Consider the following 26,294-nt stretch of genomic DNA (forward strand, 5'->3'; position numbering starts at 1 on the left):
CGAATTCTGGGGGCTCCGGGCGTCTCACCGCCCTTCTCCCCCCTTCGGCCCAAGGTTTTATATAGAAGGACAAACAATCATTCGAGTAGCTATGTCGCAACAGCGTATGCAGGGCCAGCCCATGATTATCATGGGAGATGACGCCCAGCGAGTGAAGGACAAGGACGCGCAGGAACACAACATCTCCGCGGCGCGCGCCGTCGCGGACGCCGTGCGCTCCACCCTCGGTCCGAAGGGGATGGACAAGATGCTCGTCGACTCGATGGGTGACGTAACCATCACGAACGACGGCGTCACCATCCTCGAGGAGATGGACATCGACAACCCCACCGCGGAGATGATCGTGGAAGTCGCCGAGACCCAGGAGGACGAGGCCGGCGACGGCACCACGACCGCGGTCGCCATCGCGGGCGAACTCCTCAAGGAGGCCGAAGACCTCCTCGAACAGGACATCCATCCGACGGCCATCATCAAGGGCTACAACCAGGCCGCCGAGAAGGCCCGCGAGGAAGTCGACGACATCGCCGTCTCCGTCGACCCCGAGGACGAAGCCCTCATCCGCTCCGTCGCGGAGACGTCCATGACGGGCAAGAGCGCTGAAATCGACAAGGAACTCCTCAGCAGCCTCATCTACGAGGCGCTCGATCAGGTGTCCGTCGACGCCGAGGACGGCTCCACCGTCGTCGACGTGGCGAACATCAACATCGAGACCCAGACCGGTCGCGCCGTCGGCGAGTCCGACCTCCTCAAGGGCGCGGCCATCGACAAGGATCCCGTCCTCGACTCGATGCCCACGGAGCTCGACGACGCGAACACGCTCCTCCTCAACGAAGCCATCGAGGTCGAAGAGGCGAACGCCGACACCTCGGTGAGTATCGACAGCCCCGACCAGCTCCAGAGCTTCCTCGACCAGGAGGAAAAACAGCTCCAGGAGAAGGTCGACAAGATCGTCGAGACCGGCGTGGACGTCGTGTTCTGCCAGAAGGGTATCGACGACATGGCGCAGCACTACCTCGCGAAGGAGGGCGTGCTCGCCGTCCGCCGCGTGAAGAAATCGGACATCGGCTTCCTCAAGAACGTCCTCGGCGGCAGCGTCGTCCAGGACCTCGACAGCCTCACCGAGGACGACCTCGGGCGCGGCAGCGTCCGCCGCGACGACGAGGACGACCTCTTCTACGTCGAAGGCCTCGAGGAGGAGGCCCACGGCGTCACACTCCTCCTCCGCGGCAGCACGGATCACGTCGTCGACGAACTCGAACGCGGCGTCACGGACGCTCTCGACGTGGCCGCGCAGACGCTCACTGACGGCCGCGTCCTCCCCGGCGGCGGCGCAATCGAGGTCGAACTCGCCGACCGACTCCGCTCGTACGCGGACTCCGTCAGCGGCCGCGAGCAGCTCGCCGTCGAGTCCTTCGCGAACGCGCTCGAACTCATCCCGCGCGTCCTCGCCGAGAACGCGGGCCTCGACCCCATCGACATTCTCGTCGACCTCCGCGCGGCCCACGAGACCGGCGAGCAGAACACCGGCCTGAACGTCCTCACCGGCGATCTCGAAGACACCTACGAGGGCGGTGTCGTCGAACCCGCGCACGCCAAGGAGCAGGCGCTCTCCAGCGCCACCGAGGCCGCGAACCTCGTGCTCAAGATCGACGACATCATCTCCGCGGGCGACCTGTCCACCGACAAGGGCGACGACGAAGGTGGCGCGCCCGGCGGCGGCATGGGCGGCATGGGCGGCGGCATGGGCGGCATGATGTAAAATCGGCCACCTGCCCGCTCCCGTCCCCCGACCGCGCTGCGTTCGCACCGCTCGACGACTATCTTCTGCGTTCTTTTCGAGAACGAAAGAGCGCGCGTCCGGCTACTCCTGGATGTCGAGTTCGAACTGTTCGTGCTCGGCGGCGGCGTTGAGGACGACGCTCGTGCTGGATTCCTTGATGTCGGCGTCGCCGAGGAGCGTCTTGATGAGGTCGTTCATGTCGTCGGTGTCGCGGAACTTCCCGACGGCGAAGATGTCGTAGTCGCCGGTGACTTCGTACACCGACACCATCTGCTTGTGAGCGCGCATACGGTCGGTGATGTCGGGGAGGCTGTTCCCCTCGACCTTGAGCTGGAGGACGGCGGTGACGTCGTAGCCGAGTTCGTCGTAGTCGACGACGGGCGTGTAGCCGTCGATGACGCCGGCGTCTTCGAGGTCTTTGAGGTGGTTGGAGACGGTGGTGACGGACACGTTGAGGTCGTCTGCGAGGCTGCGGAGGCTGGCCCGACCGTCGCCGAGTAGTGCGTTGATGAGTTTTGCGTCGAGGTTTTCGTACGTCATCGAACCCTACTACGGTATCGGGGGTTTAGAATTTAACGAATGTCCAGTTAGGGGTCGGTTGGTGGAGATTGCGCCAACCGGTACGGCTAATATGGTGGCTCCTGTCTCGTATTACTGTCGAAACCAATGACAAAAGGGAACCTTTCTCCGGACGGCGGGCTGAGCGAGACGGAACAGGACGTCCTCGACGAGATCGAGGCGAAGAACGTCGACTTCCTCCGCTTGCAGTTCACGGACATCCTCGGCACGGTGAAGAACGTCTCCGTCCCCGCCGACCAGGCGGAGAAGGCCTTCACTGACGGCATCTACTTCGACGGCTCCAGCATCGAGGGCTTCGTCCGCATCCAGGAGTCCGACATGCGCCTCAAGCCGGATCCGGAGACGTTCGCCATCCTGCCGTGGCGCCAGCGCGAGGAGACGGCGTCCGCTCGCCTCATCTGTGACGTCATCGACACGTCGACGGGCGAGCCGTTCGAGGGCGACCCGCGCCGCGTCCTGAAGAACGTCCTCGACCGCGCCGAGGAGATGGGGTACACGGTGAACGCCGCGCCCGAACCCGAGTTCTTCCTGTTCGAGGAGGACGAGCGCGGCCGCGCCACCACCGAACTCTCCGACTTCGGCGGATACTTCGACCTCGCGCCGAAGGATCCCGCGTCCGACGTTCGCCGCGACATCATCAACGGCCTCGAATCGATGGGGTTCGAAATCGAGGCGTCCCACCACGAGGTCGCCGAGTCCCAGCACGAGATCAACTTCGAGTACGACGACGCGCTCACGACGGCCGACAACGTCGCGACGTTCCGCACGGTCGTCCGCGCCATCGCCGCCGAGCACGACCTGCACGCGACGTTCATGCCGAAGCCCATCGCGGAGATCAACGGCTCCGGGATGCACACGCACTTCTCGCTGTTCGAGGACGGCGAGAACGCGTTCCACGACGAGGACGACGAGTTCGACCTCTCCGAGACCGCCCACCAGTTCCTCGCGGGCATCCTCGAACACGCGCCCGCCATCACGGCCGTCTCGAACCCGACCGTGAACTCCTACAAGCGCCTCGTTCCTGGCTACGAAGCGCCCGTGTACGTCGCGTGGTCCGACCGGAACCGCAGCGCGCTCATCCGGAAACCCGCCGCCCGCGTTCCCGCCGCGTCCCGCATCGAAGCGCGGTTCCCCGACCCCTCGTGCAACCCGTACCTCGCGTTCGCGGCGCTCATCGCCGCCGGACTCGACGGCATCGAGAGGGGCCTCGACGCGCCCGACCCGGTTCGCGAGAACATCTACGAGTTCGACGAGGCCAAACGCGAGGAGCACGGCATCGAGACGCTACCGTCCAACCTCGGCGAAGCCGTGGACGCCCTCGAATCGAACGAGGTCATGTTGGACACGCTCGGCGAGCACATCGCGGAGAAGTTCGTCGAGGCGAAACGCGAGGAACACACCGGCTACCGCATTCAGGTGTCGGACTGGGAACTCGAGCGCTACCTCGAGACGTTCTAGAGGCGCGTCGGCACCCACATCACGCCGAACCCTAACACTATTCCTCCCGCCGCCGCGACCGGCACGGGCGGTTCTATCGCGAGCGGCAGTCCGCCGACGGCGAGCAGTGGCACGAGCGCGAGCACAGACCACGCGGACGCGTCGGCGAGTCGCTGGACGCGCTCTCGGGCGGCCTGCCAGCCGACGATACCGCCGAGGGTCGCGCCGAACACGGTCGCGGCCTCGGCCGTCCACGCGAGCGCGAGACCCGCGGTGCCGGCGGCGAGCGCGACGAAGAACGCGTTTGCGACACTGTCCCGGGAGACGGCGAGCGCGAACGCGGCGTGGAGGCTTCCCGCGACGACGCCCGCAACCACGTCCGGGAGGTAGTGGACGCCGAGCGCGAGTCGCGTGACCGCGACGACGGCGACGACGACGCCCGCGACCGCGTATCGGGTTCGCCGGGTGCCAGCGCGGAGGAGCGCGGCGAGCGCGCCGTAGAAGACGGCCGCGCCGGTCGCGTGGCCGCTCGGGAAGCCGTAGCCGTCCGCGTGAACGAGCGCGACTGTGGCCGGCGGGCGGTGGAACCCGAACAGGCTCTTGAGCGCGACGACGAGCGCCAGTCCGCCGACGACGATGCCGAGGAAGCGCGCCGCGCGTTCGGGCGAGAGCACGTCGTATCGGGGGCCGAGCCAGTAGAGGAGTGGCGCGGCGACGAGGAACAGTTCGGGGTCGCCGAGCGCGGTGAGCGCGCGCAGAAGCGGGACGAGCGCCTCGGGAACCCGTCCGGCGAGCGCGTCGGAGACGCCGAGACCGTGCATCTATCGGCGGTCGTTCACCCAGTCGGCGATGCGACCGGGGACGCCGGCGGCGTTGAGTCCGACGCCGAACAGCAACATGAGGGCGTAGAGGCCGAGGGTGGACAGCCAGACCACGACCATCGCCAGGATGGCCCAGCCGCCGGAGAGGAAGTAGAACGCCCCGAGCGTCATCAGCGTCCCGTAGAGGAGGACGAGGTAGGGCCCCCAGCCGCGGGCGTGATTGCGACGCAGCCGCTTGCGGACGTACGTCCGGAGGTCCGATTCGAGATCGTTCTTCGACACCGTCTTCGCGTCGAGCTCGGCGCGCAGCGCGCGTACTTCCCGCTCCATCTCCGCGATGTCCGGAGCGGAGTCCGGTTCGTCGACTTCGTCGTGTACGTCGGTTTCGTCGGTTCGTCCCGCGAGCACGGCGTTCAGTACCGCCCCGACCATGATAATCGTACCGCCAACGTACAGTATCGTCACCAGCAGGAGCGCGGCGCCGAGGATGCCGTACGCCTGGTACTTCCCCGCGAGCGGCGCGTACGCCTCGAAGATGCCGCTGAGGGCGGTCCAGCCGGCGGCGGCGAGCAGCGTGCCGGGCACGGCCTCTCTCGGGGTGATGTCGGCGTCGGGGAAGATGTAGAAGATGGGGAAGAAGACGAGGCAGAGCGTAACGGCGAGCAGGCCGAACGCGACGACGCCGACGAACGGGCCGGTGGCGACGAACCCGGCGACGAACCCGGCGACGACGGCGGCGACGACGCCCGCGGCGATAGCGCCGAGGACGAGCACGCCGTCCCGTAGCTGGTGAGTGAGCGGGCGCGCGCCGACCACGCCGTAGACGTGCGCGAACGCCACGTCCAGCCCGCGGAAGAGCTTGAGGCCCGACCACGCGAGCACGACGAGGGAGACGACGGTGGCGGTTCCGCGGCCGCTCGCGCCCCGCAGCGCGTTCCGCACGGCGTCGCTCCCCTCAGCGGTGAGCAGGGTGCCGACGAGTTGGACTATCTGCTCGCCGATGGATTCGACGCCGAGGTAGGACGCGGCGGCGAGCGTCAGCAGGAGGAGGGGGATGAGGGAGACGAACGCGTAGTAGGCGACGGCGGCCGCGAGGAACGTTATCTGGCTGTCCTGCGCCTCGGCGACGACCTCGCGGGCGACCGAGACGGCGTTTCGTGACACACGCTGCGTTCGACCTCCGGTCTGAAAAACCCTTACGGGGCGAGGTCGCGCAACGCTGCGACGGACGCCGTCGTCTTGAACGTCGTCCCGCCGTAGTGGGCGCGCGACGCCTCGTAGCCGCCGTCGCGAACCGCGTCCAGGAACTCGTCCATCCCGACCGCGGGTTCGTTCCAGCGCTTGTAGAGCTTGTGCTGGTCGTAGTGCGTGGGTTCGTGGAGTTCGCTCGCAATGCGTTCGAGAAGGCGCTCGGCGCGCTCCGCCGCCCCCATCTCGCCCGTGAGCTCTCGAACCACGTCCGCGACGAACTCGGCGTCGTGGGCGGCGCCGAGCCAGACCGGGCCGGCGGTCTGCACGCCCTCCCCGCAGTTCGGGCAGGCGTCCGGCGATTCGGGAAGGAGGGTCTTCTCGGTCCGGCGGTGGAGGCAGGCCTCGCAGTGGTGGATGTAGCCGAGTTCGTCGATTGCGGCGTTGGCGTCGGTCGCGCGGTGGGAGAGGTCGAGGTAGGTGCGGACGTAGTGGTCGCTCACGTGACTCAGGATCGGCGTGACGCCCACGTCGTAGCGCGCGGCGGTTCGGGCGAACGCGCCGAGCAGCACTCGCAGCCCCATCTCGGCGTGGTACTCGGTGTTCCGGGGGACGGTGGAGTACTTGCGGACGCCGGACTCGAAGTGCGCGCCACACAGCGGCGCGGTGTCGGTCGCGGTGACGCAGACGAGGTCGCGGGCGTTCGCGAGCGCGGCGTCCGCGAACGGAATCGGCGTGCCAAAGGGGTCGATATCGACCACGTCGACGTAGGCGTCCTTGTCGTGGAGAACGGCGTTCGCGTCCTGATGGACGACCGCCCCCTGGAGGTCGTTCCGTTCGAGGTTCCGGCGCGCGAGGGTGACGGCGTCCGGGTCGGTATCGGCGAGCGTGACGTTCCAGCCCTCGTTCGCCGCGCGAACGCCCCGGATACCGCTCGCGGCGGTCGCGTCGAGGTAGCTGTCGGCCTCCGGCGTGCGCTCGCCGTACGCGCGGAGCGCCGCGACGGTGATATCGCGGTTAAGCTCCTGACCGGGGTTGAAGAACACGCCCTCCGCCGCGCCCTCGCCGCCGCCGGACGCGGACTCGACCTCCACCGTCACCGCACCCTCCTCTACGAGCATACGCGGACTCCGCGACCCGCGGAAAAAAGCCCCGCGGATCGGTTACTCGCCGACCGCGGCCGCGCGCTCCACGACGTCCTCGCTGTACCGCTCCGCGAGTTCGTCGTGCTGATCGGGGCGGTGCTCGTACACGTCCTGGAACAGCGTGATGGGCGTCTTCGCCGCCTGATAGGTGGCTTCGTCCCACATCCGGTCGTTCTCGATGTCCACGGTCACGCCGTCCACCTCGATGGTGGCCTCGCGCGTCATCGCGATTGCGCCGGTGCCGGCTTCCTTCGCGGCCTCGAACTGCTCCATCGAGTCCACGATGTCGTCCATGCTCGGGACGTAGGACGCCCGATTGAGCAGTTCCTCACGGAGTTCGTCCGCGTCGAGCTCGCGTTCTTCGCCGCCGATTTCGAGCTCGTAGCCCGTGTCCGTCTCCTCGAGTTCGAGGCGGTCGCCCCGGTAGATCTGGCGGCCGCCCTGCGCGTCGAGTTCGACCTCGTCGCCGCCGTCGTCGAGCAGCCACTGGCCGGACTCCGGCGGGAGCGGGGCCGTGTTCGCCTCGACGACCTGTCCGGGCGTGAGCGACCAGATTCCGGTCATGCCCTTCGCGCGGTTCTCCTCCATCCGCTCGCGGTAGCCCGCGACGTCCCGGATGTCGTCGTAGGGGCCGTCCACGGCCACGAGGCCGGCGGCGCTCGCGCCCCGGGACGTGTTGTGCCGCAACTCGGGCCACTCGGGGAGTTCGCCGGTGGGCGTCATCGCCCGCATGTCCTTCGTGTAGTCGACCTCGCCGTCCACGAGCAGGAACATCCGTTCGAGGTTGTTGCTCGGGTTCCCGAGTTCAGCGCGGAGGTCGCTCATCGCGAGTTCGGCCTCCCCGGACTCGATGATGACGGACATCGAGAGGCTGCCGGGTTCGAGGCCGTGTTCGGTCTCCACGATGGTGATGAACTCGTCGGCCTTCTTCCAGTCGTCGAGGTCGCCGACCTCGGGAATGACGAACCCGTCGATGTGCTCGACCGCGCCGTTCTCGGGGTCGGCGATCTCGAGCATGTGCTGGAACCCTCGGTACCGGGTTTCGGGGCTGTCGCGGTGCCAGACGACCCGCGGATGGATTTCGCCGGGGAAGTCCGCGCCGTGCTCTGAAACGACCTCCGCGATGTTCCGCGCGCCCTCGTCACGCATCGAGGGGGCGGTCGCGTCCTCGTTGTCCGGCACCCACACGTCGGGCGCTTCGAGGCCGCGGAGCTGGGCGGCGCGCCGCAGCATCTTCGCGGAGTCGTCCTCGCCGTCCACCGCCGTCGGACTCGTGAAGAACGACCGAACGAACTCGCGGTCGTAGTGGCGGTCTGTCGGATCAGTCATCCTGCGTCTGCTCCGGCGTGTCTCCGTCGGCCGTGATCGGGTCGGACTCGTCTTCGGTGAAGCCGGCCGATTCCTCCATCCGCTGCTTGGCGTCCGGGTCGAACTCCGCCTCGATCTCCTGGTAGCGCGGCACGAGCGACATCTCGTGGTGGCTCTCCGTCTCGTGACCCAGGTAGCGGTCTTCGAGGTCGAACTGCGCCTGTTCGTCGTTCTCCGCGATGTTCTTCATGTCCTCGTACACCGCGTGCGCGCCGGAGTGGAGGGCGTACAGCGTGATGAACTGGTACTTGTAGCCGAGGTCGCCGAGCTCCTCGAACGTCAGCGGATCCTCTTCTTCGCTCCACGCGAACGAGGAGGAGTAGTTGAACGCGAGGTCGAGGTCGGGGTGGGTCTCGTGGATCGTTTCGGCGTACTCGACGGCGTCCTCTCGGCTCGGATCCGGCATCTCGGGCCAGACGAGGTCGACGCCGGCGTCGGCGTAGATGCGGCCGCGTTCGAGGTGTTCCTCCCAGTCGCCGTTCGCGGAGCCGTAGGCGTCCGTGCGGGCGATGATGACGGTGTCCTCGGACTGCTTCGCGTCCACGGCGGCTTCGAAGCGCGAGCGCGCGGTCTCGCGGTCTTCGATCTGCTTGCCGGCGATGTGGCCGCAGCGCTTCGGCGAGGTCTGGTCTTCGATGTGGATGGCGGCGACGCCGGCCTTCTCGTACTCGCGGACGGCGCGTCGGACGTTGTGCACGCCGCCGTACCCGGTGTCGGCGTCCGCGACGACGGGGAGTTCGGTGGCGTCGACGATGCGCTTCGCGTTCTCCACCATCTCGGTCATCGTGACCATCTCGAGGTCGGGGAAGCCGAACTGGCCGAGGACGGTGGAGTACCCGCTCATGTAGGCGGCGTCGAGACCGGCGCGTTCGGCGAGCCGGGCGTCGAGCGCGTGGTACAGGCCGGGCGCGAACACGTAGTCCTGGTTCTCCAGCTTGTCGCGGAACTCGCGGCCGGCTGGGTTGTCGATGTCTCGGTGCGTATAGTCTGGGTAGTCACTCATTGGTCTGGATTCGGTGGCTGAGGACGGTTTCGTCGTAGTCCTCGCGGGGGTCGGTGGTGTTCGTCAGATCCGGGACGGCCGGCGCGCCGGTGTTCTCTATATCGGTGTATTCGGACATTATGTCGTGGTGGCTGGGGTTGGTCGATAGGCGGTGCGGGCGTCGGAGGTCCGGTGGTGTACTGCCATTGCGTCCAGGTAGGTGTGGAACACCACGATAAAGTTAATGATTGATAATGTAATATGGGTGGATAAGAATTAATAATCATTAAGGACGCGCTGGTGGGCCAATCGAACCGGCTAAACCACGCCCCCACCAAACCCGGCCGTGACGGACGACTGGCGCGACGACCTCCGAAACGCGGGAGCCCTCACGCCCAGCATCGTCCAACGAATCCTCCACGCGCACGGCGACCGCGGCCGACGCGCCATCGAAGCCGTCAGTGAACGCCGCGTCAAAGAATACAACGACTTCACCGTCGTCGTCGGCCACCACGACGAATACGTCGTCGAAAACGGCGGCTGCCACTGCCAGGACTCCACCTACAACATCGACCCCGACGACGGCCAACGCTGCTGGCACGCCCTCGCCGCCGACATCGCCCACGCTATCGACGAACTCGACCACCACGACATGTACTACTCGGACGTCCGGGACTTCATCTGAAAGCCCTCAGCCCGACGCGAAGCGTCGGGCTGACCCCTTTTCATGTCCCACCCCTGCCGTGGGCGCACGCAGACGGCGGCCTGCCGGCCGCCGCGTCATCCCCGAACCTACCACCGCGACCGCGTCCGTCTCCGTACCGCGACGGCGGTGTCTTCCGCCCACTCCATGCTTGTTTTTCTCACAGTTCGCGCGAATCATCACGTTCAGGTGCCTGCCCGTTCTGACCCGACGGGTGGACAGTCGCTATCGCTACCCCGCGCTCTACTTCGTGTTCTTCGCGGCGTTCAGCGGGTTCGCCGCGTTCCGGAACGTCCTCTTAGAGGAGATGGGGATGTCCGGCGTCGAGATGGGCATCGTCGGGATGGTGATGATCACCGCGGGCGTCGTCGTCCAACCCCTCTGGGGGTTCGTCGCGGACTACACGCGCTCGCCCGCCCGCGTGCTCGTCGTCGCCGCCACCGTCTCCGCGCTGTCCCTCCTCTCCTATCCCCTCGGCGCAAGCCTCCCCGGCGACGCCTTCCTCCTCATCACCGCCGGCACCGCCCTGTTCGCCGTCGGCCGCGCCCCCATCGTCCCGCTGTCGAACGCGCTCGTCCTCCGCGAGGGCTTCGACTACGGCTACGCCCGAAGCTTCGGCTCCACATCCTTCGGCATCGCCGTCCTCGTCATCGGCTTCCTGCTCGCCTACACCACCACCCTGCTCGTCGTCTACCTCTACATCGCCGGCATGGCCGTGTTCGTCGCGCTCGCGCTCACCATCCCCGACGACGAGGAGTCCATCCTGGAGGGCGGCCTCGGCACGCAAGCCATCGGCCTGCTCGCGCGCCGCCAGTTCCAGGTCGTGCTCGTCGCCGCGTTCCTCCTCGGGTTCGTCTCCCGATCCGGCGACGCATTCTTCTCCGTCTACATGCGCGCCGTCGGCCTCGGCGACGGCTACACGGGTGCGGCGTGGGCGCTCAAGACTGTCGCGGAAACCGTCGTCTTCCTCGCCGTCGGACGCACCGCGCTCTCCTACGGCAGCCTCGTCTCCGTCGGCGGCCTCGGGTTCGCCGCCGGCTACGCCGGCCTCACGCTCTTCCCCACGCTCGGCTCCGTCCTCCTCGCGAACGTCGGCCTCGGCGTCGGCCTCGCCCTCCTCTTCTTCGCGCTCGTCAACCTCGCGCACGACTGCGCGCCCGACGGCCTCCACTCCACCGCCCAGACCCTCCTCACGAGCGTCGGCGTCGGCGCGGGCGGCGCGCTCGGCCACATCGTCGCCGGCTGGCTCGTCGACGCCGTCGGCGTCCAGTCCATGTTCGCCTACCTCGCCGCCGCCTCAGTCCTCCTCGCGCTCGTCGGCGTCGCCGTGCACGCCGTCGCCGACGCCCGCCACCCCACGACGGCGTAACCGCTCGCCGACCCACCCAACACGCCCGACACACCGCCCGCGGCTCACTCGGCGCAGATGTCGACGAAGTTCCGCAGAATCCTCAGCCCCGTCTCACCGGACTTCTCCGGGTGGAACTGCGTGCCGAACACGTTCCCCGCCTCGTTCGCGACGACGGACGCGAACTCGACCTCGTAGTCGGTCGTCGCAACGACGTTCACGCCGTTGTCGGGCTCCGCGTAGTAGGAGTGCACGAAGTACGCGTACTCGCCGTCGACGGAACCGCCCGCGGTTCCGTCGGCCAACCGCGTCTCCGACGAGACACTGTCGACGCCCTCAACGAGGGGGTGGCTGCGCTGCACGTCCAGTTCGTTCCAGCCCATGTGCGGCACCTTCTGGCCCTGGCTGAACCGGACGTTCCGTCCCGGAATCAGCCCGAGACCGTCCACGTCGCCCTCGCCGTCCCGACTGGCTTCCTCGCTGCCCTCCAGCAGCATCTGCATCCCGAGGCAGATGCCGAACAGGGGCGTCCCCGACTCCGCCACGTCGAGCAGGGTGTCGCGGAACGGCCCCGCGTTCTCCATGCCCTCGCTGAACGCGCCGACGCCGGGGAGGACGACGCCGTCCGCGTTCAGGATCTCGTCGGTGTCCTCGGTGATGGTGACGGACGCGCCCGCGCGTTCGAGGCCGCGCGTCACGCTCCGCAGGTTCCCCAGGCCGTAGTCCACGACGACGACCGACGCCGCCGCCTGCCGCTGGGCGTCCGTAGTGCTCATGCGAGTGGGTACGCCGACCGCGGGCAAGTCGTTTTCCCCTCCGTCGTTCGGCCTCAGTAGTCGTCGAACGTCGCCTGTCCGCCCGCGACGCCCGCGACGGTCGCGGCCTTCTCGATGGTCGCGTCGAACGTCTCCTCCTGACTGCGGTCGTAGAGCGTCGCCGCCGGATGCACGCAGACGAGGACGTCCCGGCGCTTGCTCCCGAGTTCGACGGTTTCGACGGTGCCCGCTTCGCTCGTCACCGCCACGTCCCGTCCGAGCAGGTGCTCACTCGGCACCTTCCCGAGCGTCACCACGACCTCGGGGTCGATCTGGTCGAGTTCGGCTTCCAGATATGGCCGGCAGTTCGCGAGTTCCTCCGTGCTGGGGTCGCGGTTGTCCGGCGGGCGACACCGCACGCAGTTCGTGATTCGCACCCGCTTCCGGGGGAGGCCGTGCTCGCCGAGCGCGCTGTCGAGCACGTCGCCGCTCCGCCCGACGAACGGCACGCCCTCCCGGTCTTCCTGCTCGCCCGGTGCCTCCCCGACGAACACCACGTCCGCGTCCGCGGGCCCCGTGCCGTTCACGATGCGCGAGCGCGACTCCACGAGGTCGCCGCAGCGCTCGCACGCGGTCACGTCGAGGCCGTCCATGTTCTCCATACCCGCCACGTCGGCCGACGGGGGGTTAACCGGTGCGGTAGTCGTCCGCCGCGCGCGCCGCGAGTCGCGCCACCCGAACCGGTTCGGGCCGCCCGCCCGCCGGCGTGAACGCCCGCACCACGCTCGCGGGGTCGTCGCAGCCGACCGACCGCACGAACACCGACTCGTCGTCCACCACCACCTCCTCGCGCGGCGGCTGGCGCTCGTAGATGGCGAGACGGCGCCCGGGGTCGTCGAACTCGCGTCGGATGGCGTCGCCGAGGCCGGGGCTCTCCTCGAACGACACGGAGAGCGTCGGTCGTTCGACGGACTCGTGAATCCGCGGGAGGTCGAGAACGTTGAACCACGCCGGCGCGACGCCCGCCACGAAGAGGTACTGTACGTCGGGTCGGTCGAGGTCGTTCCAGATGTCGATAACGCAGTCGGTGGCGTCGAGGCCGCCGACGGTGCACGAACCGAACGAAAAGCCGTCTACGACGCGGTCTGCACGCACCACGGCCCCGGCGAGCGTCGACTCCTCGCCGGTGTAGGATTCGGCGAGGCCGAGCGCGCGCGTCCCCGACTTCACTCGCTCTTGATGTCCTTGAGCTTGTCCAGCAGCTCGTCGTTCGACGCGTCTATCTCGTAATCGACCTCCCCCCTGTGTGCGTGTTCTTCGGTATCGACGCTCGCGCTCTCGTCGATGTCCGAGTCGAGGTTCTGGTTCTCCTGTTCGGACTCGTCGTAACTACCGAAGCCCATGTGTGTTCCATGGGGCGACGGATTCAAAAATTCCCCGCCTATTTGACGCGCCCGCCCGTCTCCCCGCGTATGAACGTCACGACCGTCACCGCGGACGCGGACACCTTCACCTGTAACGCCTACCTCGCGCTCGACGACACCGCGACGCTCGTCGACGCCGGCGCGATGCCCGGCGTCGAGGATGTCGTCCGCGAGCACACCGACACCCTCGACCGCGTCGTCCTCACCCACCAGCACGGCGACCACGTCGCGGAACTCGACGCCGTCGTCGAGGCGTTCGACCCCGACGTGTACGCGTACGCCGACCACTCCCACAGAACCCACGAACTCGCGGACGGCGACACCGTCACTATCGCCGACGAGTCCTTCGAGGTCGTGCACACGCCCGGACACGCCGACGACCACGTCTCCCTCGTCTCCCAGTCCAGCCTCTTCAGCGGCGACGTGGTCGTTCACGACGACGGCGCGTTCGACGACGGGAGCTTCGGCCGCACCGACATGCCCGGCCAGAGTCGAGAAGCGCTCATCGAGAGCATTCAGCGCCTCCTCTCGCGAATGGACGACGCCGTCGAACACATGTACAGCGGCCACGGCGGCGTCTTCCACGGCGACGTGCGCGCGGTCGTCGAACGCGCGCTCGAACGCGCCGAACGCCGCGAACCGAAATACCCCGACGAGTAAGCCGTAGCGGTGGTCGTGTCCGCGAGTGGGCGTGTTTCTCAAGGTTTAAACGCCTCGCCGTCGAGAACTCCCGTATGAGCAAGGAAATCTCCGTCGAAGACCGACTCCTCGACAAACAGGTGTGCATGCGCTGCAACGCCCGCAACCCCAAGGAGGCCGACAACTGCCGGAAGTGCGGCTACGGGAACCTCCGCCCGAAGGCCCGCGAACGCCGCTCCGCCTAATTCTCGACACGTCCGTTCGTTTCGACCGCACCGCGAGCGGGGTGCTTACCCGCTCAGTTCAGCGCGTGGTCTGCGAGGAACGCGAGCGAGACGACGAGAAGCGCCGCGCCGCCGAGGAACGCCATCCCCGATATTATCCCTGAGCTCCCTCCGTTGAGTTGAGCGAGTTCGGTGACTCCTCGCGAGGCCGTTAACACCAGAAGTGCGAGCCCCACGAGTATGAGCGTCACTCCTATCGGAGGGCGGTCTTCCATCTTGTCGGCGACAACTCCCGTTCCACAAGTAAAAATTCCGACTATTCTCCGCCGGCGTCGAGGTACTCCTGCTGGATTTCGACGACCTCCGTCGAGTCCTCGCACTCCGCGTATCGCCGAAGCGGTTCCTCGTTGAGTTCGAGGAAGGTGTGTCCCCAGGTGAACTTCGCCAGGATTTCCTCCGCGTGCTCTCGCTCGCCGAGGATGCAGAGCGCGCCGGCGAACGCCTCGACGGTGTTGAGTTGGAAGGGCTGGCCGTAGTTCACGGGGTTCGCGGCGACCAAAAAGGGGAGGGCGCGGTGGTCGCCCGGCATCTCGAACATCGCTTTCTCCGCGGTCTCCCACGAGCAGTCGAGTGCGACGAGCCGCTGGTGGTCGGCGTCCGCGGGGCTGAGCGCGACCTCGGCGTGCGGGTTCAGGACGACGCCGTACGGGGTCGCGCTCGCGGAGCGGTGTAACTCCGCGAGGTCGAAGCGCGCGAGCTTTCGCGCCGTGCACTTCTCGGGGTCGTCGTCGCCCTCGTACCGGACGTGTAACTCCACGCCTCCGTTTCGCCCGCGTCGGGCAAAAGCGCCGCGTTCGCCCCGCGGTTTCTTGTCCGTCGAGCGCTCACCACCGGGTATGGACTCGGTCGACCTCGCGCACGCCTACTACGACGCCATCGACGCGGGCGACTACGAGGCGCTCCGAGCGGTACTCGCGCCCGACTTCACCCACGTCCGGCCCGACCGCACGCTCGCGGGCCGCGAGGAGTTCGTCTCCTTCATGCGGGACGACCGCCCGCGCACCGACACGAAACACGTCGTGGACTCGGTGACGGCGGGCGTGGACGGCGCGGTCGCGCACGGCCACCTGTTCGCGCCCGACGAACTCCTGTTCGCGTTCGTGGACGTGTTCGAGACCGGCGAAAAGATAGAACGACTGCGGACGTACGCGGATTAGTCCTGCGCGCCGAGCGCGGACTCCCCGACCTTCTCGCCGCCCTCGATGACCGCCTGGCCGCCCATGTACGGCCGGAGCGCCTCGGGCACGTCGACCGTTCCGTCCTCGTTCTGGTAGTATTCGAGGATCGCGACGACGATGCGCGGCACGGCGAGCCCCGACCCGTTCAGGGTGTGGACGTACTCCGCGCTCTCGTGCTTCTCCGGCCGGTACTGGATGCCCGCGCGGCGCGCCTGGAAGTCCTCGAAGTTCGACACCGACGACACTTCGAGCCACCGCCCTCCGACATCGGGCCCCTCTTCCATGTCGTCGCCGGGCGCCCACACTTCGAGGTCGTACTTCTTCGCCTGCGTGAACCCCAGGTCGCCCGTGCACATCTCCAGGATGCGGTAGGGGAGTTCGAGGCGGCGAAGCACTTCTTCCGCTTCGTTCACGAGGCCCTCGAAGCGCTCGTAGCTGTTCTCTGGCTCGACGAAGTTCACCATCTCCACCTTGTTGAACTGGTGGACGCGCACGATACCCCGGGTCTCGGTGCCGTGCTCGCCGGCCTCCCGGCGGAAGTTCGGACTGTAGGCCTGGTGCTTGAGCGGGAGGTCTTCGCTGAGCAGAATCTCGTCCCGGTACATGTTCGTCACCGGGACTTCGGCGGTCGGGAGGAGCCAGAGGTCGTCGTCGTCGTACGCCTCCTCGTTCGATCCGCCGAGTCGGTACGCGTCCTCGGTGAACTTCGGGAACTGCCCCGTCCCCCGCATCGACGCCGAATTCACGGGTATCGGCGGGAACACGTCCACGTAGTCCTGTTCGCGGTGGACGTCCAGCATGAACTGGACGAGAGCGTGTTCGAGTTTCGCGCCGTCCCCCTTCGCGAAGTAGAACCCGCCGCCGGAGACTTTCGCGCCGCGCTCGAAGTCGAGGATGTCGAGTTCCTCGCCGAGGTCGTAGTGCGGCACCACCTCCTCGGGGAGGTCGCGCAGGTCGTCGAACAGCTCGCGGCGGCGCTCGACGTTCTCCGACTCGTCTTCGCCGACGGGAACGCTCTCGTGCGGAATCTGGGGGAGTTCGAGCAGGCGTTCTTCGAGTTCGGCTTCGAGTTCGTCCGCCCGGTCCTCGACCGCCTCGATGCGCTCCTTGAGTTCGCTCGACCGCTCGATGGCGTCCTCGGCCTCCGCCTCCTTGCCTTCCTGCTTGAGTTCGCCGATCTTCGAGCTGACTTCGTTCCGTTCGTGGCGGAGGTCGTCGCCCTCGGCCTTGAGGTCGCGCCACTCCTCGTCCACTTCGAGGATGCGGTCGAGGTCGACGTCGACGCCCTTGTTGTCGAGGGCTTCGCGGACCGCCTCAGGGTTCTCCCGGACGAACTGACGGCTGAGCATACGCTCGCTTCTGTCGGGGCCGCCAAAATCGTGTCGGAGTGCGGGGCGCGGGCTACTGCTGCGCCCGCGCCATCTCCAGCGACGTGAAGAACCCGAAGTACGCGATTACCCCCGCGAACATGCAGAGGTAGTACGCCCACTCGGGGCCGTTCGTCAGGTCGAACAGGAGGTTCACGCCCACGACCCAGGCGACGGCGAACACGAGGTCCGCCATCATTCCGGACTTCTGCTCGCGGACGGAGTCGATGACGCCCATCTCAGTCCTCCGGTTCGAAGTCCACGACGAGCACGGGCTTGCGGGTGGAGCGGAGCACGCGCTCGGTGACGCTCCCGAGGAGCGCGCGGCGCACGCCGCTGCGGCCGTGGCTGCCGATGACGACGAGGTCGATGTCCTCGTCCTCGGCGTAGTCCGCGACGACCGCGTGCGGCTGGCCGACTCGCACCGCTTCCGCGACGTCGATGCCGCGTTCGGCCGCGGCGTCGGCGACGGCGCCCGTGGCGTCGTTGGCCTTCTGTTCTACTTCCTCCATCTCGCCGAGGTGGCCCTGGCGGATGCGGTCGACTTGCTCCGCGCCGAGGCCGAAGCTCACGGCGTCCACGTCGACGACGTAGAGCGCGTGAACCTCGGCGTCGTACTTCTCGGCGAGGTCGACGGCGTGCTCGATCGCGACCTCCGAGACGTCGCTGCCGTCGGTCGGGACGAGGATGCGGTCGTACATCACGCGTCACCTCCCTCGATGTCCTCGCCGCCGTCGGTGGACACCGCTTCCTCCGCGGACTCCATGCGGTCCATCGGTTCGGGGCTGTGACACTGCCGGACGAGCTGTTTCGTCTCCATGTCCGGTTCCTCCGTCACGAGCGACACGCCGATGGTGACGACGAACACGACGGGAACCGCGATGAGCGCGGAGCCGATGGCGGGCACCCACTGCGCGAGCGTCGGGGAGATAGTGCTGTCGAGCGACGCCACGTACGCCGGCAGCACCTCGTTGATCATCGGGATTATCCAGATGACGAGGCCCGTGGTCATGCCGGCGAGCGCGCCCTGACGGTTCGTGTTCTCCCACCACAGACCGAGGAAGAACATCGGGAACAGCACCGCGCCGGCGAGCGAGAACGCGTACGACACGAGCGCCGCGATGGGGGCTGCCGGGTTGAGCGCGGCGAGCGTCGTGATGACGCCGAGCGCGACGATGCTCAGGCGGCCGACGAGCACCTGCTGGCGCTGGGTCGCGTCCGGGTTGATGATGTTCGCGTAGATGTCGTGCGAGATGGCGGACGACCCGGCGATGAACAGGCCGGCGACCGTCGCGATGGCGGCGGCGATACCGCCAGCCGCGACGAGACCGACGAACCACTGCGGGAGGTTCGAGAGCTGCGCGGCGAGCACGACGATGACGTCGCCGGCCGCGCTCGTCATCCCGGGGTCGCCGTACACGTCACCGATCTGGTTCGAGTAGAGGTCGGTGCCGAACGCGGCGAACGCGGGCGAGCTCAGGTAGAGGAGGCAGATGAAGCCGAGCCCCCACACCGTCGACCAGCGCGCGGTGCGCTCGGAGTCGACCGTGTAGAACCGAACGAGGACGTGCGGGAGGCCGCAGGTTCCGACCACGAGCGAGAACGCGGTCGCGATCCAGAGGTAGTAGCTCTGGTGGACGAACGGCTCGCTGAACTCGTTGCTCAGCACGCTGAACAGCTGGCCGTACTCGATGTGCGGCAGGACGGTGGAATAGCCGTTCACGTAGCCGACGGCGTAGAGACCGGCGAGGAACGCGACGATGAGGATGACGTACTGGACGGCCATGTTCTTCGTCGCACCCATCATGCCGGAGATGCTCAGGTAGCCGACCGTGATGGCCATCATGAAGACGACCATCGACTGATAGCCGGTGAGGCCGAGGATGCCGAGGTCGCCGAAGATGTAGAGGCCGACGAGAGCCATGCCGCGCGCCTGCCCGATGGCGTACACGAACCCGATGAGGAACGTGGTGACGGCGGCGATTGCGCGCGCGGTGTCGGAGTTGTAGCGGTCGCCGACGAAGTCGGGCGCGGTGTACTTCCCGAACCGCCGCATCTGGGCGGCCATGAAGATGAGGAGGATGAAGTACCCGGTCGACCAGCCGACGACGAACGCGAGTCCGTAGAACCCGCTGAGTGCGATGAGCGCGGCCATGCCGAGGTAGGACGCGGCGCTCATCCAGTTCGCGCCGATGGCCATGCCGTTCTCGACGTTCCCGATGGAGCGTCCGGCGACCCACATGCCCTCGGTGTCGGCGACCTTGAACACGAAGCCGATGACGAGGAACAATGCGAGCATCGCCAGCACGAGGATGGCGGGAATGAGCTTGAACGAGACGTTCAGTCCCTCGGGGAGCAGGCCGCTCTGCATCGGGAGGAGCAGACTCATCAGGCGTCACCTCCGTGGCTGATGCCGTACTTCTCGTCGAGCGCGTCGCGTCGGCGCGCGTACCAGAACGAGAGGATGAGCGCCCCTGCGGGAGCGCAGACGGCGACGAGGAAGTAGTGCAGCGGGAAGCCGCCGGGGATGGTCATCGTCATCGTCTCGGGCGCGAGCGCGGTCGCCGTCACCGGGCCGAAGACGAGCACCGCCCAGATGATGAAGCCGGTCCAGATGAGGCGGAGGTGGTCGCGCATGAACTCCGTGCTCGGATTGAGGAGGTTCACTTCCTCTTGGAGGTAGTTCGTCTCCCGGTGGCGTTGCGCCGCCGTGGCGGTGCCGCCGTCGGGAGCGGTTCGTTCGTCGTCCGAATCGTGCCTGTCATTTTCTGTCATAGTGTCTCACGTTGAATATGGTGGAACCGCTGTTTCGAGTGGTTAGTTCTCTGCCTGGTCGCGGATCTCTTCGACGATTTCGGGGTTCCGGAGCGTCGAGGTGTCGCCGAGCTCCTCCTCGTTCGCGACGTCCTCCAGGAGGCGACGCATAATCTTCCCGGAACGCGTCTTCGGGAGCTCGGGCGTGAACACGACGCTCTCGGGCCGCGCGATGGGGCCGATGGCGTCCTCGATGCCCGCGACGATGTCCTCGCGGAGGTCGTCGTCGCCCTCGTAGCCGTCCTCCGTGATGACGTACGCGTACACGGCTTCGCCCTTGATGTCGTGGTCGCCGCCGACGACGGCGGCTTCAGCGACGCCCTCGACGCCGACGATGGCGGACTCGATCTCCATCGTCCCCAGCCGGTGGCCGGAGACGTTGATGACGTCGTCGACGCGGCCGAGGACGGTGATGTAGCCGTCCTCGTCTATCTTCGCGCCGTCCTCCGGGAAGTACACCCAGTCGTCGGGGTCGTCCGAGTCGGTGTCGGAGTACTCGGCCCAGTACTCGTCGATGTAGCGCTCGTCGTTCTTGTAGAGCGTGCGCAACATCCCGGGCCACGGCTTCTGCACCGTGAGGTAGCCCGCGCGGCCGGGCTCGATCTCGTCGCCGTTCGTGTCGACGATTTCCACGTCGAGACCGGGGAGCGGCGGGCCGGCGCTCCCCGGCTTCATCTGCTTCACGCCGGGGAGCGTGGTTATCATCATTCCGCCGGTCTCGGTCTGCCACCACGTGTCGACGATGGGGCAGTTCTCCTTCCCGATGTGCTTGTAGTACCACTTCCACGCGCGGGGGTTGATGGGTTCACCCACCGTGCCGAGGAGGCGGAGGCTGGAGAGGTCGTGCTGGTCGGGGAACTCGGAGCCCCACTTCATGAACGACCGAATCGCGGTCGGCGCGGTGTACAGCTGGGTCGCCTCGTACTCCTCGATGATCTCCCAGAGCCGGTCGCGCTCGGGGTAGTCCGGCGTTCCCTCGTACATCATCGTCGTCGTTCCGAGCGCGAGCGGGCCGTACACGATGTAGGAGTGGCCGGTGATCCAGCCGATGTCGGCGCTGCAGAAGTAGGTGTCCTCGGGCTTGATGTCGAGGACCGCTTGACTCGTCCACGCCGCCCACGAGAGGTAGCCGCCCGTGGTGTGTTTCACGCCCTTCGGCTCCCCGGTCGTTCCCGAGGTGTACATCAGGAAGAGCATGTCCTCCGCGTCGCGCTCGACCGGGTCGACCTCCGCGCCCTCGTTGGCGGCGACCACGTCGTCGTAGTCGCGCTGGGTGTCGGTGAGGTCGTGGCCGAAGCCGTCGTCGCCGAGGCGGTCGACGACCACCACGTCAGAGACGTCGTGTTCGACGCCGCTCAGTCCCTCGTTCGCCTTGTCGAGGTGGTCGAGCGGGTCGCCGCGGCGGTAGTAGCCGTCGCACGTCACGAGGTACTCGGAGTCCGCCGCGTTCATCCGGGTGGCGAGCGCGTCGGCGCTGAACCCGGCGAACACGACCGAGTGCGGCGCCCCGATGCGCGCACACGCCAGCATCGCGATGGGGAGTTCGGGAATCATCGGCATGTAGAGGGTGACGATGTCGCCCTCGCCGACACCCATCTCCCGGAGTCCGGCCGCGAACTCGTTGACCTCCCGGTGGAGATCCTCGTACGTGTACGTCCGGTTCTCCTCGTCCGTCGGTTCCCCGACCCACTCGATTGCGGCCTCGTCGCCGCGCTCGTCGAGGTGCCGGTCGAGACAGTTCGCTGAAGCGTTCAGACTGCCGTTCGTGAACCACTCGAAGAATGGCGGGTTCGAGTCGTCCAGCACCTGGTCGTAGTCGTCGTCCCAGTCGAGGAGGTCGGCGGCCGCCTCCCAGCACTCGGGCCAGTTCTCGTCGAAGTCGTCGTAGATGCCTTCGTCGGAGACGTTCGCCTGTTCGACGAACGCCTCCGGCGGCTCGAACTCGGCCTGCTCTTCGAGCCGTGCTTCCAGTTCGACATCCGCGTCGTCGCCTGACATGGTGTAGCGTAATAGTCGATAATAGGCATAAAAAGCACCCTCGCTAATTATCGTAATCCCGCCCGCGAAATCGAAGCCGTCATCCTACGCGTCGTCGGTGAACGCGGCCGTCAGCAACTTTTGCTGGGCCTTGCGCAGGTGGTTGTGGAGCGTCGGCGCCGAGACGTCCATCGCGTCCGCCAACTCCTCCGCCGTGCTCCCGCGCGGCCACTCGAAGTAGCCGCCGAAGTACGCCGCGCGGAGGGTGGCGCGCTGTTTCTCCGTCAGGTCTTCCTGAATGGTCTGCCGGAGGTCGGTCGTCTGCGGGCGGCGCTCCGTCTCGCGTTTCGCGCGGAGTTCCACGCCGCCGAAGCGGTCGGTGACGGCCTCTACGACCCCCCGCACGTCCACGGCCTTCGGGAAGACCGCGGTGAGGTCGCCGTCGCCGTCAGCGATCGAGAGCGCCTCGACCGCGCCCCCGCGATCCACCACGACGCCGGTCGGCGTATCCGCGGAGACGATGCACTCGAGGTGCGCGCGGTCGCCGTGGTCGCGGATGAGGCGTACGTCCCGCACCCTGTCGTCTCCGTCCGCGTGCGCGAGGATGTCCTCCACGGACGCGCCGCTCGCGATGACGAAACACAGGAGGTCGCCGTCCTCCACGGGCACCAACCCCTCCAGGTCGAACGCGCAGTCCAGCTCGCGCGACGCCGTGACGAAGAACGACCCGTCGGTGACGCCGAAGGAGAGTTCGACGCCGGTGTCCGCGACGAGCAGGCGCTTGCGCTTGACCGCGGCAGTCGTCCAGCCGATCCGTCGGCCCGCGTCCACGAGGAACTCCCGCAGCCCCTCGGTCTCACCGTTTTCGGTGACGGCACAGAGGAGGCCGTGGGGCGTCCCGTTCGACCGTATCGCGCTCGCCGCGACCGTCCCGTCTCGCCCCCAGCGCTCGGCGTCGAGCGCGCGCTCGGCGAACGCGCCCCGCTCGTCCACGCCGTGGCGATCCAGCAGGCCCGTCTCCCGCACGCTCTCTCGGAGGGTCGCGCTCGCGGTCTCCGCGTCCACGCCCGCGCACTCCTGGAGGTCGCCGTGCTCGTCGCACGTCCAGACCGCGGGGAACGCCGGTGCGAGCGCCTCACAGGCCGCGCGATCCACCGCGTCCCGTGTCGACACGTCGTCGAGCGCCGCGCCGAGCCGCCGCGACGCACCCGCGAACGGCACCGCGTCCCCTGCGACCGTCTGTTCGTCGTCGGTCATCGCGGCCGCTATCTCGCGGTCGGTCGGCTGTTCGATGTACGGTTCGAGGCTGTCGAGGCCCGCCCAGCCACCGGTCGCGCGCACCACTCGGGGGTCGACGCCGTCGTCGAGGTGGCGGCGCGCGAACCCGCCGCGGAGGTCGCGCGCCGCGGCGTCTGCGAGCCGGTCGCCGTCGGCGTCGTCCGCGGCCCGAGTCGCGACCTCGGAGACGAGCATCTGGAGGCGGCGCGGCGTCACGTCGAACACGCACTCGTCCGCGCCGACGCTGTTCGCGTTCACGTACCGCTCGAACTCCCGCGACACGTCGGCGGGCACGTACGCGCGCCTGCCGTCGTTCGGCACGCGCAGGAAGGCGTGCGTCCGGCCGTCGAAAGACCGTTCGGTCAGGTGACTCGGCTTCACGTCAGCGAGTTCGCCGGAGCGGAGGCCGACGCGCCCGCAGAGCGCGACGACGAGCGCCTCCCGGTACGTTCGCGCTGCCCGCGCGACGCGCTCGTACTCCGCCACCGTGAGCGCCCTCGACATACTGTTTCGGAAAACCTCGCTCTTGCGAATAAGTGTTGGGGTCTATACAGCCCATTACTTCGAAACTAGCTCGAAAGCGGTCGGAATTCCGGAATACTGTTTCGGACTCCGTCTACGATTCCGAAACGCCGTCGACGATGGATTCGAGTTCGCCGACGATTTCGGGGTTCCGGAGCGCGGACGTGTCCTCGATGTCCTCGCCGTTCGTGATGCGTTCGAGGTACCGCCGCATCAGCTTCCCCGAGCGCGTCTTCGGGAGGTCGGGCGTGAACACGACCACGTCGGGCGCGGCGAACCGACCGATGGCGTCCGCGACCGCTTCCCGAACGCGCTCGCGGAGCGGATCGGTCGCGCTCACGTTCTTCCGCGGGCTGACGTACGCGTACAGTGACGTGCCAGCCCCGCCCCCGCCACCGACGACGGCGGCCTCGGCGACGCCCTCGACGCCGACGATGGCGGACTCCACCTCCGCGGTTCCGAGGCGGCGGCCCGCGACGTTCAAGAGGTCGCCGCGCCGCCCGAGCAACCGGATGTAGCCCGCCTCGTCGACCGTCGCCGTGTCGCCCGTATCGTACGTCCAGCCGCCCCGGGTCGCCGCGTCGCGGAGTGAGTCCGCCATCCCCGGCCACGGCCGCGTCACCGCGAGCATCCCGGATTCGTCCGGGTCGACGGGGTCGCCGCGCGCGTCCACCACGTCCGCGTCGACGCCCGGAATCGGCGGGCCCGCCGCGCCCGGCCGCATTCCGTCCACCCCGGGAAGCGTCGAGAGGAGGATGCCCCCCGTCTCGGTCTGCCACCACGTGTCCACGATGGGGCACTCCCCGTTCCCGATGTGCTCGTAGTACCACCACCACGCCGTCTCGTCGATCGGCTCGCCGACCGTGCCGAGGAGGCGGAGGCTGGAGAGGTCGTGCTTCTCCGGGTACTCCGCGCCCCACTTCATGAAGGAGTGGATGGCGGTCGGCGCGGTGTAGAACACGTCCACGGCGTTGCGCTCCACGATCTCCCAGATGCGGTTGCGCTCGGGGTGGTCGGGCGCGCCCTCGTACATCACGGTGGTCGCGCCGAGCGCGAGCGGGCCGTACACGATGTAGGAGTGGCCGGTGATCCAGCCCACGTCCGCGCTGCACCAGTGGGTGTCCTCGTGGGAGAGGTCGAGAACGGTCTCGCTCGTCCACGCGACGTGCGCGAGGTAGCCCCCGGTGGCGTGGCGGACCGCCGTCGGCTCCCCGGTCGTGCCCGACGTGTGGATGACGAACAGCGCGTCGTCGGCGTCCCGCGGCACTGGGTCGACCTCCGCGCCCGCGTGGTCGGCCACGAGGCTGTCGTAGGCGTGGTCGCCGTCGAGCGCGCGGCCGTCCCCGAGTCGGTCGACGACGACCTGCTGAACGGACTGCTCCACCGCGAGCGCGGCGTTGTCCGCCTTGCTCTTCAGGTCGTACGCGGTGCCGCGGCGGTAGTAGCCGTCGCACGTCACCAGCAGGGTGGAGCCGGTCTGTTCGAGGCGGGTCGCCAGCGCGTCCTTCGAGAACCCCGCGAACACCACGGAGTGTACGGCGCCGATGCGCGCGCAGGCGAGCATCGCGATGGGGAGTTCGGGAACCATCGGGAGGTAGAGCGTCACCACGTCGTCCTCGGCGACGCCGAGGTCGCGGAGCGCGGCCGCGAACGCGTTCACCTCGCGGTGGAGGTCTTGGTACGTGTACGTCCGCGTCTCCCCGCGCTTTCCCTCCCACTTGATGGCGGCGCGGTTCTTCCGCCCCGCCTCGACGTGGCGGTCCACGCAGTTCGCCGCGGCGTTCAACCGCCCGCCCGCGAACCAGGTCGCGCGCTCGCCGTCGCGGTCTAACACCTCGTCGTAGTCGTCTATCCAGTCGAGGCTGTCGCCCGCGGCCGCCCAACACTCGGGCCAGTTCGCGTCGTACTCGTCGCGCAGCGGGGCCGTGACGTTCGCGTCCGCCGCGAACGCTTCGGGTGGCGCTACGTCCGCCGGGCGCTCACGCCCGGGTCGTCCATCGTCCATCGTCTCACGTACGGCTTCGGGGCGCGCGCCCATAAGAGTCGCCCCGTCGCCGCTACCCGGTCAGTTTAGTGGGAGCTGTCGTATAGCGCCGCTTCCTCGGCCCGCGCTCACTGTACGTCTCACTCGTCCACAAGATTTGTGTGGCGAGGTGAACGAAACGCGTCATGAACCGACGCGCGTTCGTCGCCAGCGGCCTCGGCGGACTGGCCGCGCTCGCCGGCTGTACCTCCTACTTGGACGCCGATGAATAACTCCCGCGTGCATATCGAACGTCGTTCTTTTTCGACGACGAGCATCTCACCACGCTCTCCGTCGATTCGGGCGATATCGTTCCGTCGGCCCAGGCGCTGGTACACGACCCGGACGACGCGCGCGCTGTCTTTCGAGATATCGAGGCGTTCTCGCGGGCGTACTCGCGGTACGTCCGGATGGACTACGAGGACCGGTTCGTGGGGGTTACCACGCTCAAACTGCCGGCCGACCGAACTGTTTCGGGGGCGCGCTCCCGCCTCGACGGGCGGACGTACTCGGTGACGGTCGACATCAAACCGCAGGAGCCCACGAATAGCGAGCCGAACTGGGAGTCCATCGTCGAAACGTGGCTCCTCGGGGAGACCGAGCCACCGCGACGCACCGAGCTACAGGTAATCGTGAACTCCGGGACGCGGACGACGACGTGACCACTCGGTGCATCAACGCT

At 67.7% G+C, this 26,294-nt stretch carries 30 protein-coding genes; 8 read left to right on the forward strand and 22 right to left on the reverse strand.

Annotated features, from left to right (window positions below; translation table 11 throughout):
- Positions 1–91 precede the first annotated feature (91 nt).
- A complete protein-coding gene (gene thsB / locus FQU85_RS05685) occupies positions 92–1,759 on the forward strand; it encodes a thermosome subunit beta (protein ID WP_145845465.1) in 1,668 nt (555 codons plus the stop codon).
- A 102-nt stretch (positions 1,760–1,861) separates the two neighbouring features.
- On the opposite strand, the gene lrp is transcribed toward thsB, so the two are convergent.
- Complete coding sequence (gene lrp, locus FQU85_RS05690; protein ID WP_145845467.1) at positions 1,862–2,320, reverse strand: HTH-type transcriptional regulator Lrp; 459 nt, start codon at positions 2,318–2,320, stop codon at positions 1,862–1,864.
- Positions 2,321–2,446: 126 nt separating this feature from the next.
- Between lrp and glnA the strand changes: the two genes are divergently transcribed.
- Positions 2,447–3,817: a type I glutamate--ammonia ligase gene (gene glnA / locus FQU85_RS05695; protein ID WP_145845470.1), complete on the forward strand. Its 1,371-nt coding sequence runs from the start codon at positions 2,447–2,449 to the stop codon at positions 3,815–3,817.
- On the opposite strand, the gene FQU85_RS05700 is transcribed toward glnA, so the two are convergent.
- The 6 genes from FQU85_RS05700 to FQU85_RS13710 are packed head-to-tail and all read right to left on the reverse strand — an operon-like array spanning position 3,814 to position 9,439.
- Positions 3,814–4,617, reverse strand: coding sequence for a phosphatase PAP2 family protein (locus FQU85_RS05700; protein WP_145845474.1), 804 nt, complete (start codon positions 4,615–4,617; stop codon positions 3,814–3,816). The two genes, glnA and FQU85_RS05700, sit on opposite strands and share 4 nt — an antisense overlap.
- Positions 4,618–5,781, reverse strand: a complete 1,164-nt coding sequence (locus FQU85_RS05705) for a YihY/virulence factor BrkB family protein (RefSeq protein WP_145845481.1) — start codon at positions 5,779–5,781, stop codon at positions 4,618–4,620.
- Positions 5,782–5,813: 32 nt separating this feature from the next.
- A complete protein-coding gene (locus FQU85_RS05710; RefSeq protein WP_145845491.1) occupies positions 5,814–6,926 on the reverse strand; it encodes a tRNA (guanine(26)-N(2))-dimethyltransferase in 1,113 nt (370 codons plus the stop codon).
- A 42-nt stretch (positions 6,927–6,968) separates the two neighbouring features.
- Positions 6,969–8,279 (reverse strand): malate synthase AceB, encoded by a 1,311-nt coding sequence (gene aceB / locus FQU85_RS05715; protein WP_145845501.1) that lies wholly within the window; start codon positions 8,277–8,279, stop codon positions 6,969–6,971.
- On the reverse strand, positions 8,272–9,321 hold the full coding sequence (locus FQU85_RS05720; protein ID WP_145845510.1) for an oxaloacetate decarboxylase: 1,050 nt from the start codon (positions 9,319–9,321) through the stop codon (positions 8,272–8,274). The genes aceB and FQU85_RS05720 overlap by 8 nt, the downstream gene beginning before the upstream one ends.
- Positions 9,314–9,439 (reverse strand): hypothetical protein, encoded by a 126-nt coding sequence (locus FQU85_RS13710; protein ID WP_255473823.1) that lies wholly within the window; start codon positions 9,437–9,439, stop codon positions 9,314–9,316. The genes FQU85_RS05720 and FQU85_RS13710 overlap by 8 nt, the downstream gene beginning before the upstream one ends.
- Before the next feature lie 207 nt (positions 9,440–9,646).
- On the opposite strand from FQU85_RS13710, the gene FQU85_RS05725 reads away from it, so the two are divergent.
- Positions 9,647–9,985 carry a metal-binding protein gene (locus FQU85_RS05725; RefSeq protein ID WP_145845519.1) on the forward strand — a complete coding sequence of 113 codons (339 nt, stop codon included), beginning with the start codon at positions 9,647–9,649 and terminating at the stop codon, positions 9,983–9,985.
- Between the two features lie 232 nt (positions 9,986–10,217).
- On the forward strand, positions 10,218–11,372 hold the full coding sequence (locus tag FQU85_RS05730; protein WP_168219938.1) for an MFS transporter: 1,155 nt from the start codon (positions 10,218–10,220) through the stop codon (positions 11,370–11,372).
- Between the two features lie 44 nt (positions 11,373–11,416).
- Here FQU85_RS05730 and hisH read toward each other — a convergent pair whose 3' ends face one another.
- Genes hisH through FQU85_RS05750 form a run of 4 tightly spaced genes read right to left on the reverse strand, consistent with a single transcriptional unit; the run spans position 11,417 to position 13,509 of the window.
- Positions 11,417–12,127: an imidazole glycerol phosphate synthase subunit HisH gene (gene hisH, locus FQU85_RS05735; RefSeq protein WP_145845526.1), complete on the reverse strand. Its 711-nt coding sequence runs from the start codon at positions 12,125–12,127 to the stop codon at positions 11,417–11,419.
- Positions 12,128–12,180: 53 nt separating this feature from the next.
- A complete protein-coding gene (locus tag FQU85_RS05740) occupies positions 12,181–12,768 on the reverse strand; it encodes a uracil-DNA glycosylase family protein (RefSeq protein WP_145845528.1) in 588 nt (195 codons plus the stop codon).
- A gap of 25 nt (positions 12,769–12,793) precedes the next feature.
- The gene (locus FQU85_RS05745; RefSeq protein WP_145845530.1) at positions 12,794–13,336 is read right to left on the reverse strand and encodes a DUF99 family protein; all 543 of its coding nucleotides are present in this window, start codon (positions 13,334–13,336) and stop codon (positions 12,794–12,796) included.
- Positions 13,333–13,509 carry a DUF5786 family protein gene (locus FQU85_RS05750; RefSeq protein WP_145845532.1) on the reverse strand — a complete coding sequence of 59 codons (177 nt, stop codon included), beginning with the start codon at positions 13,507–13,509 and terminating at the stop codon, positions 13,333–13,335. Before FQU85_RS05750 ends, FQU85_RS05745 begins: the two co-directional genes overlap by 4 nt.
- A gap of 69 nt (positions 13,510–13,578) precedes the next feature.
- Between FQU85_RS05750 and FQU85_RS05755 the strand changes: the two genes are divergently transcribed.
- Both FQU85_RS05755 and FQU85_RS05760 read left to right on the forward strand, forming a co-directional pair.
- On the forward strand, positions 13,579–14,190 hold the full coding sequence (locus FQU85_RS05755) for an MBL fold metallo-hydrolase (protein WP_145845534.1): 612 nt from the start codon (positions 13,579–13,581) through the stop codon (positions 14,188–14,190).
- A gap of 74 nt (positions 14,191–14,264) precedes the next feature.
- Positions 14,265–14,414 carry a 50S ribosomal protein L40e gene (locus tag FQU85_RS05760; RefSeq protein WP_145845536.1) on the forward strand — a complete coding sequence of 50 codons (150 nt, stop codon included), beginning with the start codon at positions 14,265–14,267 and terminating at the stop codon, positions 14,412–14,414.
- A 53-nt stretch (positions 14,415–14,467) separates the two neighbouring features.
- Here the strand turns inward: FQU85_RS05760 and FQU85_RS05765 are convergent, their stop codons facing one another.
- Positions 14,468–14,668, reverse strand: coding sequence for a hypothetical protein (locus FQU85_RS05765; RefSeq protein ID WP_145845538.1), 201 nt, complete (start codon positions 14,666–14,668; stop codon positions 14,468–14,470).
- 41 nt (positions 14,669–14,709) lie between these two features.
- Positions 14,710–15,210 (reverse strand): DUF367 family protein, encoded by a 501-nt coding sequence (locus FQU85_RS05770; protein WP_145845542.1) that lies wholly within the window; start codon positions 15,208–15,210, stop codon positions 14,710–14,712.
- A 79-nt stretch (positions 15,211–15,289) separates the two neighbouring features.
- Between FQU85_RS05770 and FQU85_RS05775 the strand changes: the two genes are divergently transcribed.
- Positions 15,290–15,610: a nuclear transport factor 2 family protein gene (locus FQU85_RS05775; protein WP_145845544.1), complete on the forward strand. Its 321-nt coding sequence runs from the start codon at positions 15,290–15,292 to the stop codon at positions 15,608–15,610.
- On the opposite strand, the gene serS is transcribed toward FQU85_RS05775, so the two are convergent.
- From serS to FQU85_RS13295, 9 genes are all read right to left on the reverse strand, one after another.
- Positions 15,607–16,980, reverse strand: a complete 1,374-nt coding sequence (gene serS, locus FQU85_RS05780; protein WP_145845546.1) for a serine--tRNA ligase — start codon at positions 16,978–16,980, stop codon at positions 15,607–15,609. The genes FQU85_RS05775 and serS overlap by 4 nt on opposite strands.
- A 52-nt stretch (positions 16,981–17,032) precedes the next feature.
- Positions 17,033–17,236: a hypothetical protein gene (locus tag FQU85_RS05785; protein WP_145845548.1), complete on the reverse strand. Its 204-nt coding sequence runs from the start codon at positions 17,234–17,236 to the stop codon at positions 17,033–17,035.
- A 1-nt stretch (position 17,237) separates the two neighbouring features.
- Positions 17,238–17,699, reverse strand: a complete 462-nt coding sequence (locus tag FQU85_RS05790; RefSeq protein ID WP_145845550.1) for a universal stress protein — start codon at positions 17,697–17,699, stop codon at positions 17,238–17,240.
- On the reverse strand, positions 17,699–19,387 hold the full coding sequence (locus tag FQU85_RS05795) for a cation acetate symporter (protein ID WP_145845552.1): 1,689 nt from the start codon (positions 19,385–19,387) through the stop codon (positions 17,699–17,701). Before FQU85_RS05795 ends, FQU85_RS05790 begins: the two co-directional genes overlap by 1 nt.
- Positions 19,387–19,773, reverse strand: a complete 387-nt coding sequence (locus FQU85_RS05800; RefSeq protein WP_145845555.1) for a DUF4212 domain-containing protein — start codon at positions 19,771–19,773, stop codon at positions 19,387–19,389. Before FQU85_RS05800 ends, FQU85_RS05795 begins: the two co-directional genes overlap by 1 nt.
- A 42-nt stretch (positions 19,774–19,815) precedes the next feature.
- Complete coding sequence (gene acs, locus FQU85_RS05805; protein WP_145845557.1) at positions 19,816–21,810, reverse strand: acetate--CoA ligase; 1,995 nt, start codon at positions 21,808–21,810, stop codon at positions 19,816–19,818.
- A gap of 84 nt (positions 21,811–21,894) precedes the next feature.
- Entirely contained in the window at positions 21,895–23,571 is a 1,677-nt protein-coding gene (locus FQU85_RS13460) for a bacterio-opsin activator domain-containing protein (RefSeq protein WP_206022072.1), read from the reverse strand.
- A gap of 112 nt (positions 23,572–23,683) precedes the next feature.
- Positions 23,684–25,594, reverse strand: coding sequence for an acetate--CoA ligase (locus FQU85_RS05815; RefSeq protein ID WP_145845564.1), 1,911 nt, complete (start codon positions 25,592–25,594; stop codon positions 23,684–23,686).
- Positions 25,595–25,713: 119 nt separating this feature from the next.
- Positions 25,714–25,890, reverse strand: coding sequence for a hypothetical protein (locus FQU85_RS13295; RefSeq protein ID WP_168219939.1), 177 nt, complete (start codon positions 25,888–25,890; stop codon positions 25,714–25,716).
- Between the two features lie 132 nt (positions 25,891–26,022).
- Here FQU85_RS13295 and FQU85_RS05820 point away from each other — a divergent pair, with 132 nt between their 5' ends.
- A complete protein-coding gene (locus tag FQU85_RS05820) occupies positions 26,023–26,274 on the forward strand; it encodes a hypothetical protein (RefSeq protein ID WP_145845566.1) in 252 nt (83 codons plus the stop codon).
- Positions 26,275–26,294: the final 20 nt, after the last annotated feature.

The organism is Salarchaeum sp. JOR-1, assembly GCF_007833275.1.
Taxonomy (GTDB): Archaea; Halobacteriota; Halobacteria; order Halobacteriales; family Halobacteriaceae; genus Salarchaeum.

Bases quoted from the DNA above. Each gene is read 5' to 3' on its own strand.
- FQU85_RS05740 (WP_145845528.1), bottom strand. From the start codon at position 12,768: ATGGAGAACATGGACGGCCTCGACGTGACCGCGTGCGAGCGCTGCGGC.
- FQU85_RS05815 (WP_145845564.1), bottom strand. From the start codon at position 25,594: ATGGACGATGGACGACCCGGGCGTGAGCGCCCGGCGGACGTAGCGCCA.
- FQU85_RS05760 (WP_145845536.1), top strand. From the start codon at position 14,265: ATGAGCAAGGAAATCTCCGTCGAAGACCGACTCCTCGACAAACAGGTG.
- FQU85_RS05710 (WP_145845491.1), bottom strand. From the start codon at position 6,926: ATGCTCGTAGAGGAGGGTGCGGTGACGGTGGAGGTCGAGTCCGCGTCC.
- FQU85_RS05720 (WP_145845510.1), bottom strand. From the start codon at position 9,321: ATGAGTGACTACCCAGACTATACGCACCGAGACATCGACAACCCAGCC.
- FQU85_RS13460 (WP_206022072.1), bottom strand. From the start codon at position 23,571: ATGTCGAGGGCGCTCACGGTGGCGGAGTACGAGCGCGTCGCGCGGGCA.
- aceB (WP_145845501.1), bottom strand. From the start codon at position 8,279: ATGACTGATCCGACAGACCGCCACTACGACCGCGAGTTCGTTCGGTCG.
- FQU85_RS05755 (WP_145845534.1), top strand. From the start codon at position 13,579: ATGAACGTCACGACCGTCACCGCGGACGCGGACACCTTCACCTGTAAC.
- FQU85_RS05700 (WP_145845474.1), bottom strand. From the start codon at position 4,617: ATGCACGGTCTCGGCGTCTCCGACGCGCTCGCCGGACGGGTTCCCGAG.
- FQU85_RS13295 (WP_168219939.1), bottom strand. From the start codon at position 25,890: ATGCTCGTCGTCGAAAAAGAACGACGTTCGATATGCACGCGGGAGTTA.
- FQU85_RS05785 (WP_145845548.1), bottom strand. From the start codon at position 17,236: ATGGGCGTCATCGACTCCGTCCGCGAGCAGAAGTCCGGAATGATGGCG.
- lrp (WP_145845467.1), bottom strand. From the start codon at position 2,320: ATGACGTACGAAAACCTCGACGCAAAACTCATCAACGCACTACTCGGC.
- FQU85_RS05775 (WP_145845544.1), top strand. From the start codon at position 15,290: ATGGACTCGGTCGACCTCGCGCACGCCTACTACGACGCCATCGACGCG.
- FQU85_RS05800 (WP_145845555.1), bottom strand. From the start codon at position 19,773: ATGACAGAAAATGACAGGCACGATTCGGACGACGAACGAACCGCTCCC.
- FQU85_RS05790 (WP_145845550.1), bottom strand. From the start codon at position 17,699: ATGTACGACCGCATCCTCGTCCCGACCGACGGCAGCGACGTCTCGGAG.
- FQU85_RS13710 (WP_255473823.1), bottom strand. From the start codon at position 9,439: ATGTCCGAATACACCGATATAGAGAACACCGGCGCGCCGGCCGTCCCG.
- thsB (WP_145845465.1), top strand. From the start codon at position 92: ATGTCGCAACAGCGTATGCAGGGCCAGCCCATGATTATCATGGGAGAT.
- serS (WP_145845546.1), bottom strand. From the start codon at position 16,980: ATGCTCAGCCGTCAGTTCGTCCGGGAGAACCCTGAGGCGGTCCGCGAA.
- FQU85_RS05765 (WP_145845538.1), bottom strand. From the start codon at position 14,668: ATGGAAGACCGCCCTCCGATAGGAGTGACGCTCATACTCGTGGGGCTC.
- FQU85_RS05795 (WP_145845552.1), bottom strand. From the start codon at position 19,387: ATGAGTCTGCTCCTCCCGATGCAGAGCGGCCTGCTCCCCGAGGGACTG.
- acs (WP_145845557.1), bottom strand. From the start codon at position 21,810: ATGTCAGGCGACGACGCGGATGTCGAACTGGAAGCACGGCTCGAAGAG.
- FQU85_RS05820 (WP_145845566.1), top strand. From the start codon at position 26,023: ATGGACTACGAGGACCGGTTCGTGGGGGTTACCACGCTCAAACTGCCG.
- glnA (WP_145845470.1), top strand. From the start codon at position 2,447: ATGACAAAAGGGAACCTTTCTCCGGACGGCGGGCTGAGCGAGACGGAA.
- hisH (WP_145845526.1), bottom strand. From the start codon at position 12,127: ATGAGCACTACGGACGCCCAGCGGCAGGCGGCGGCGTCGGTCGTCGTC.
- FQU85_RS05750 (WP_145845532.1), bottom strand. From the start codon at position 13,509: ATGGGCTTCGGTAGTTACGACGAGTCCGAACAGGAGAACCAGAACCTC.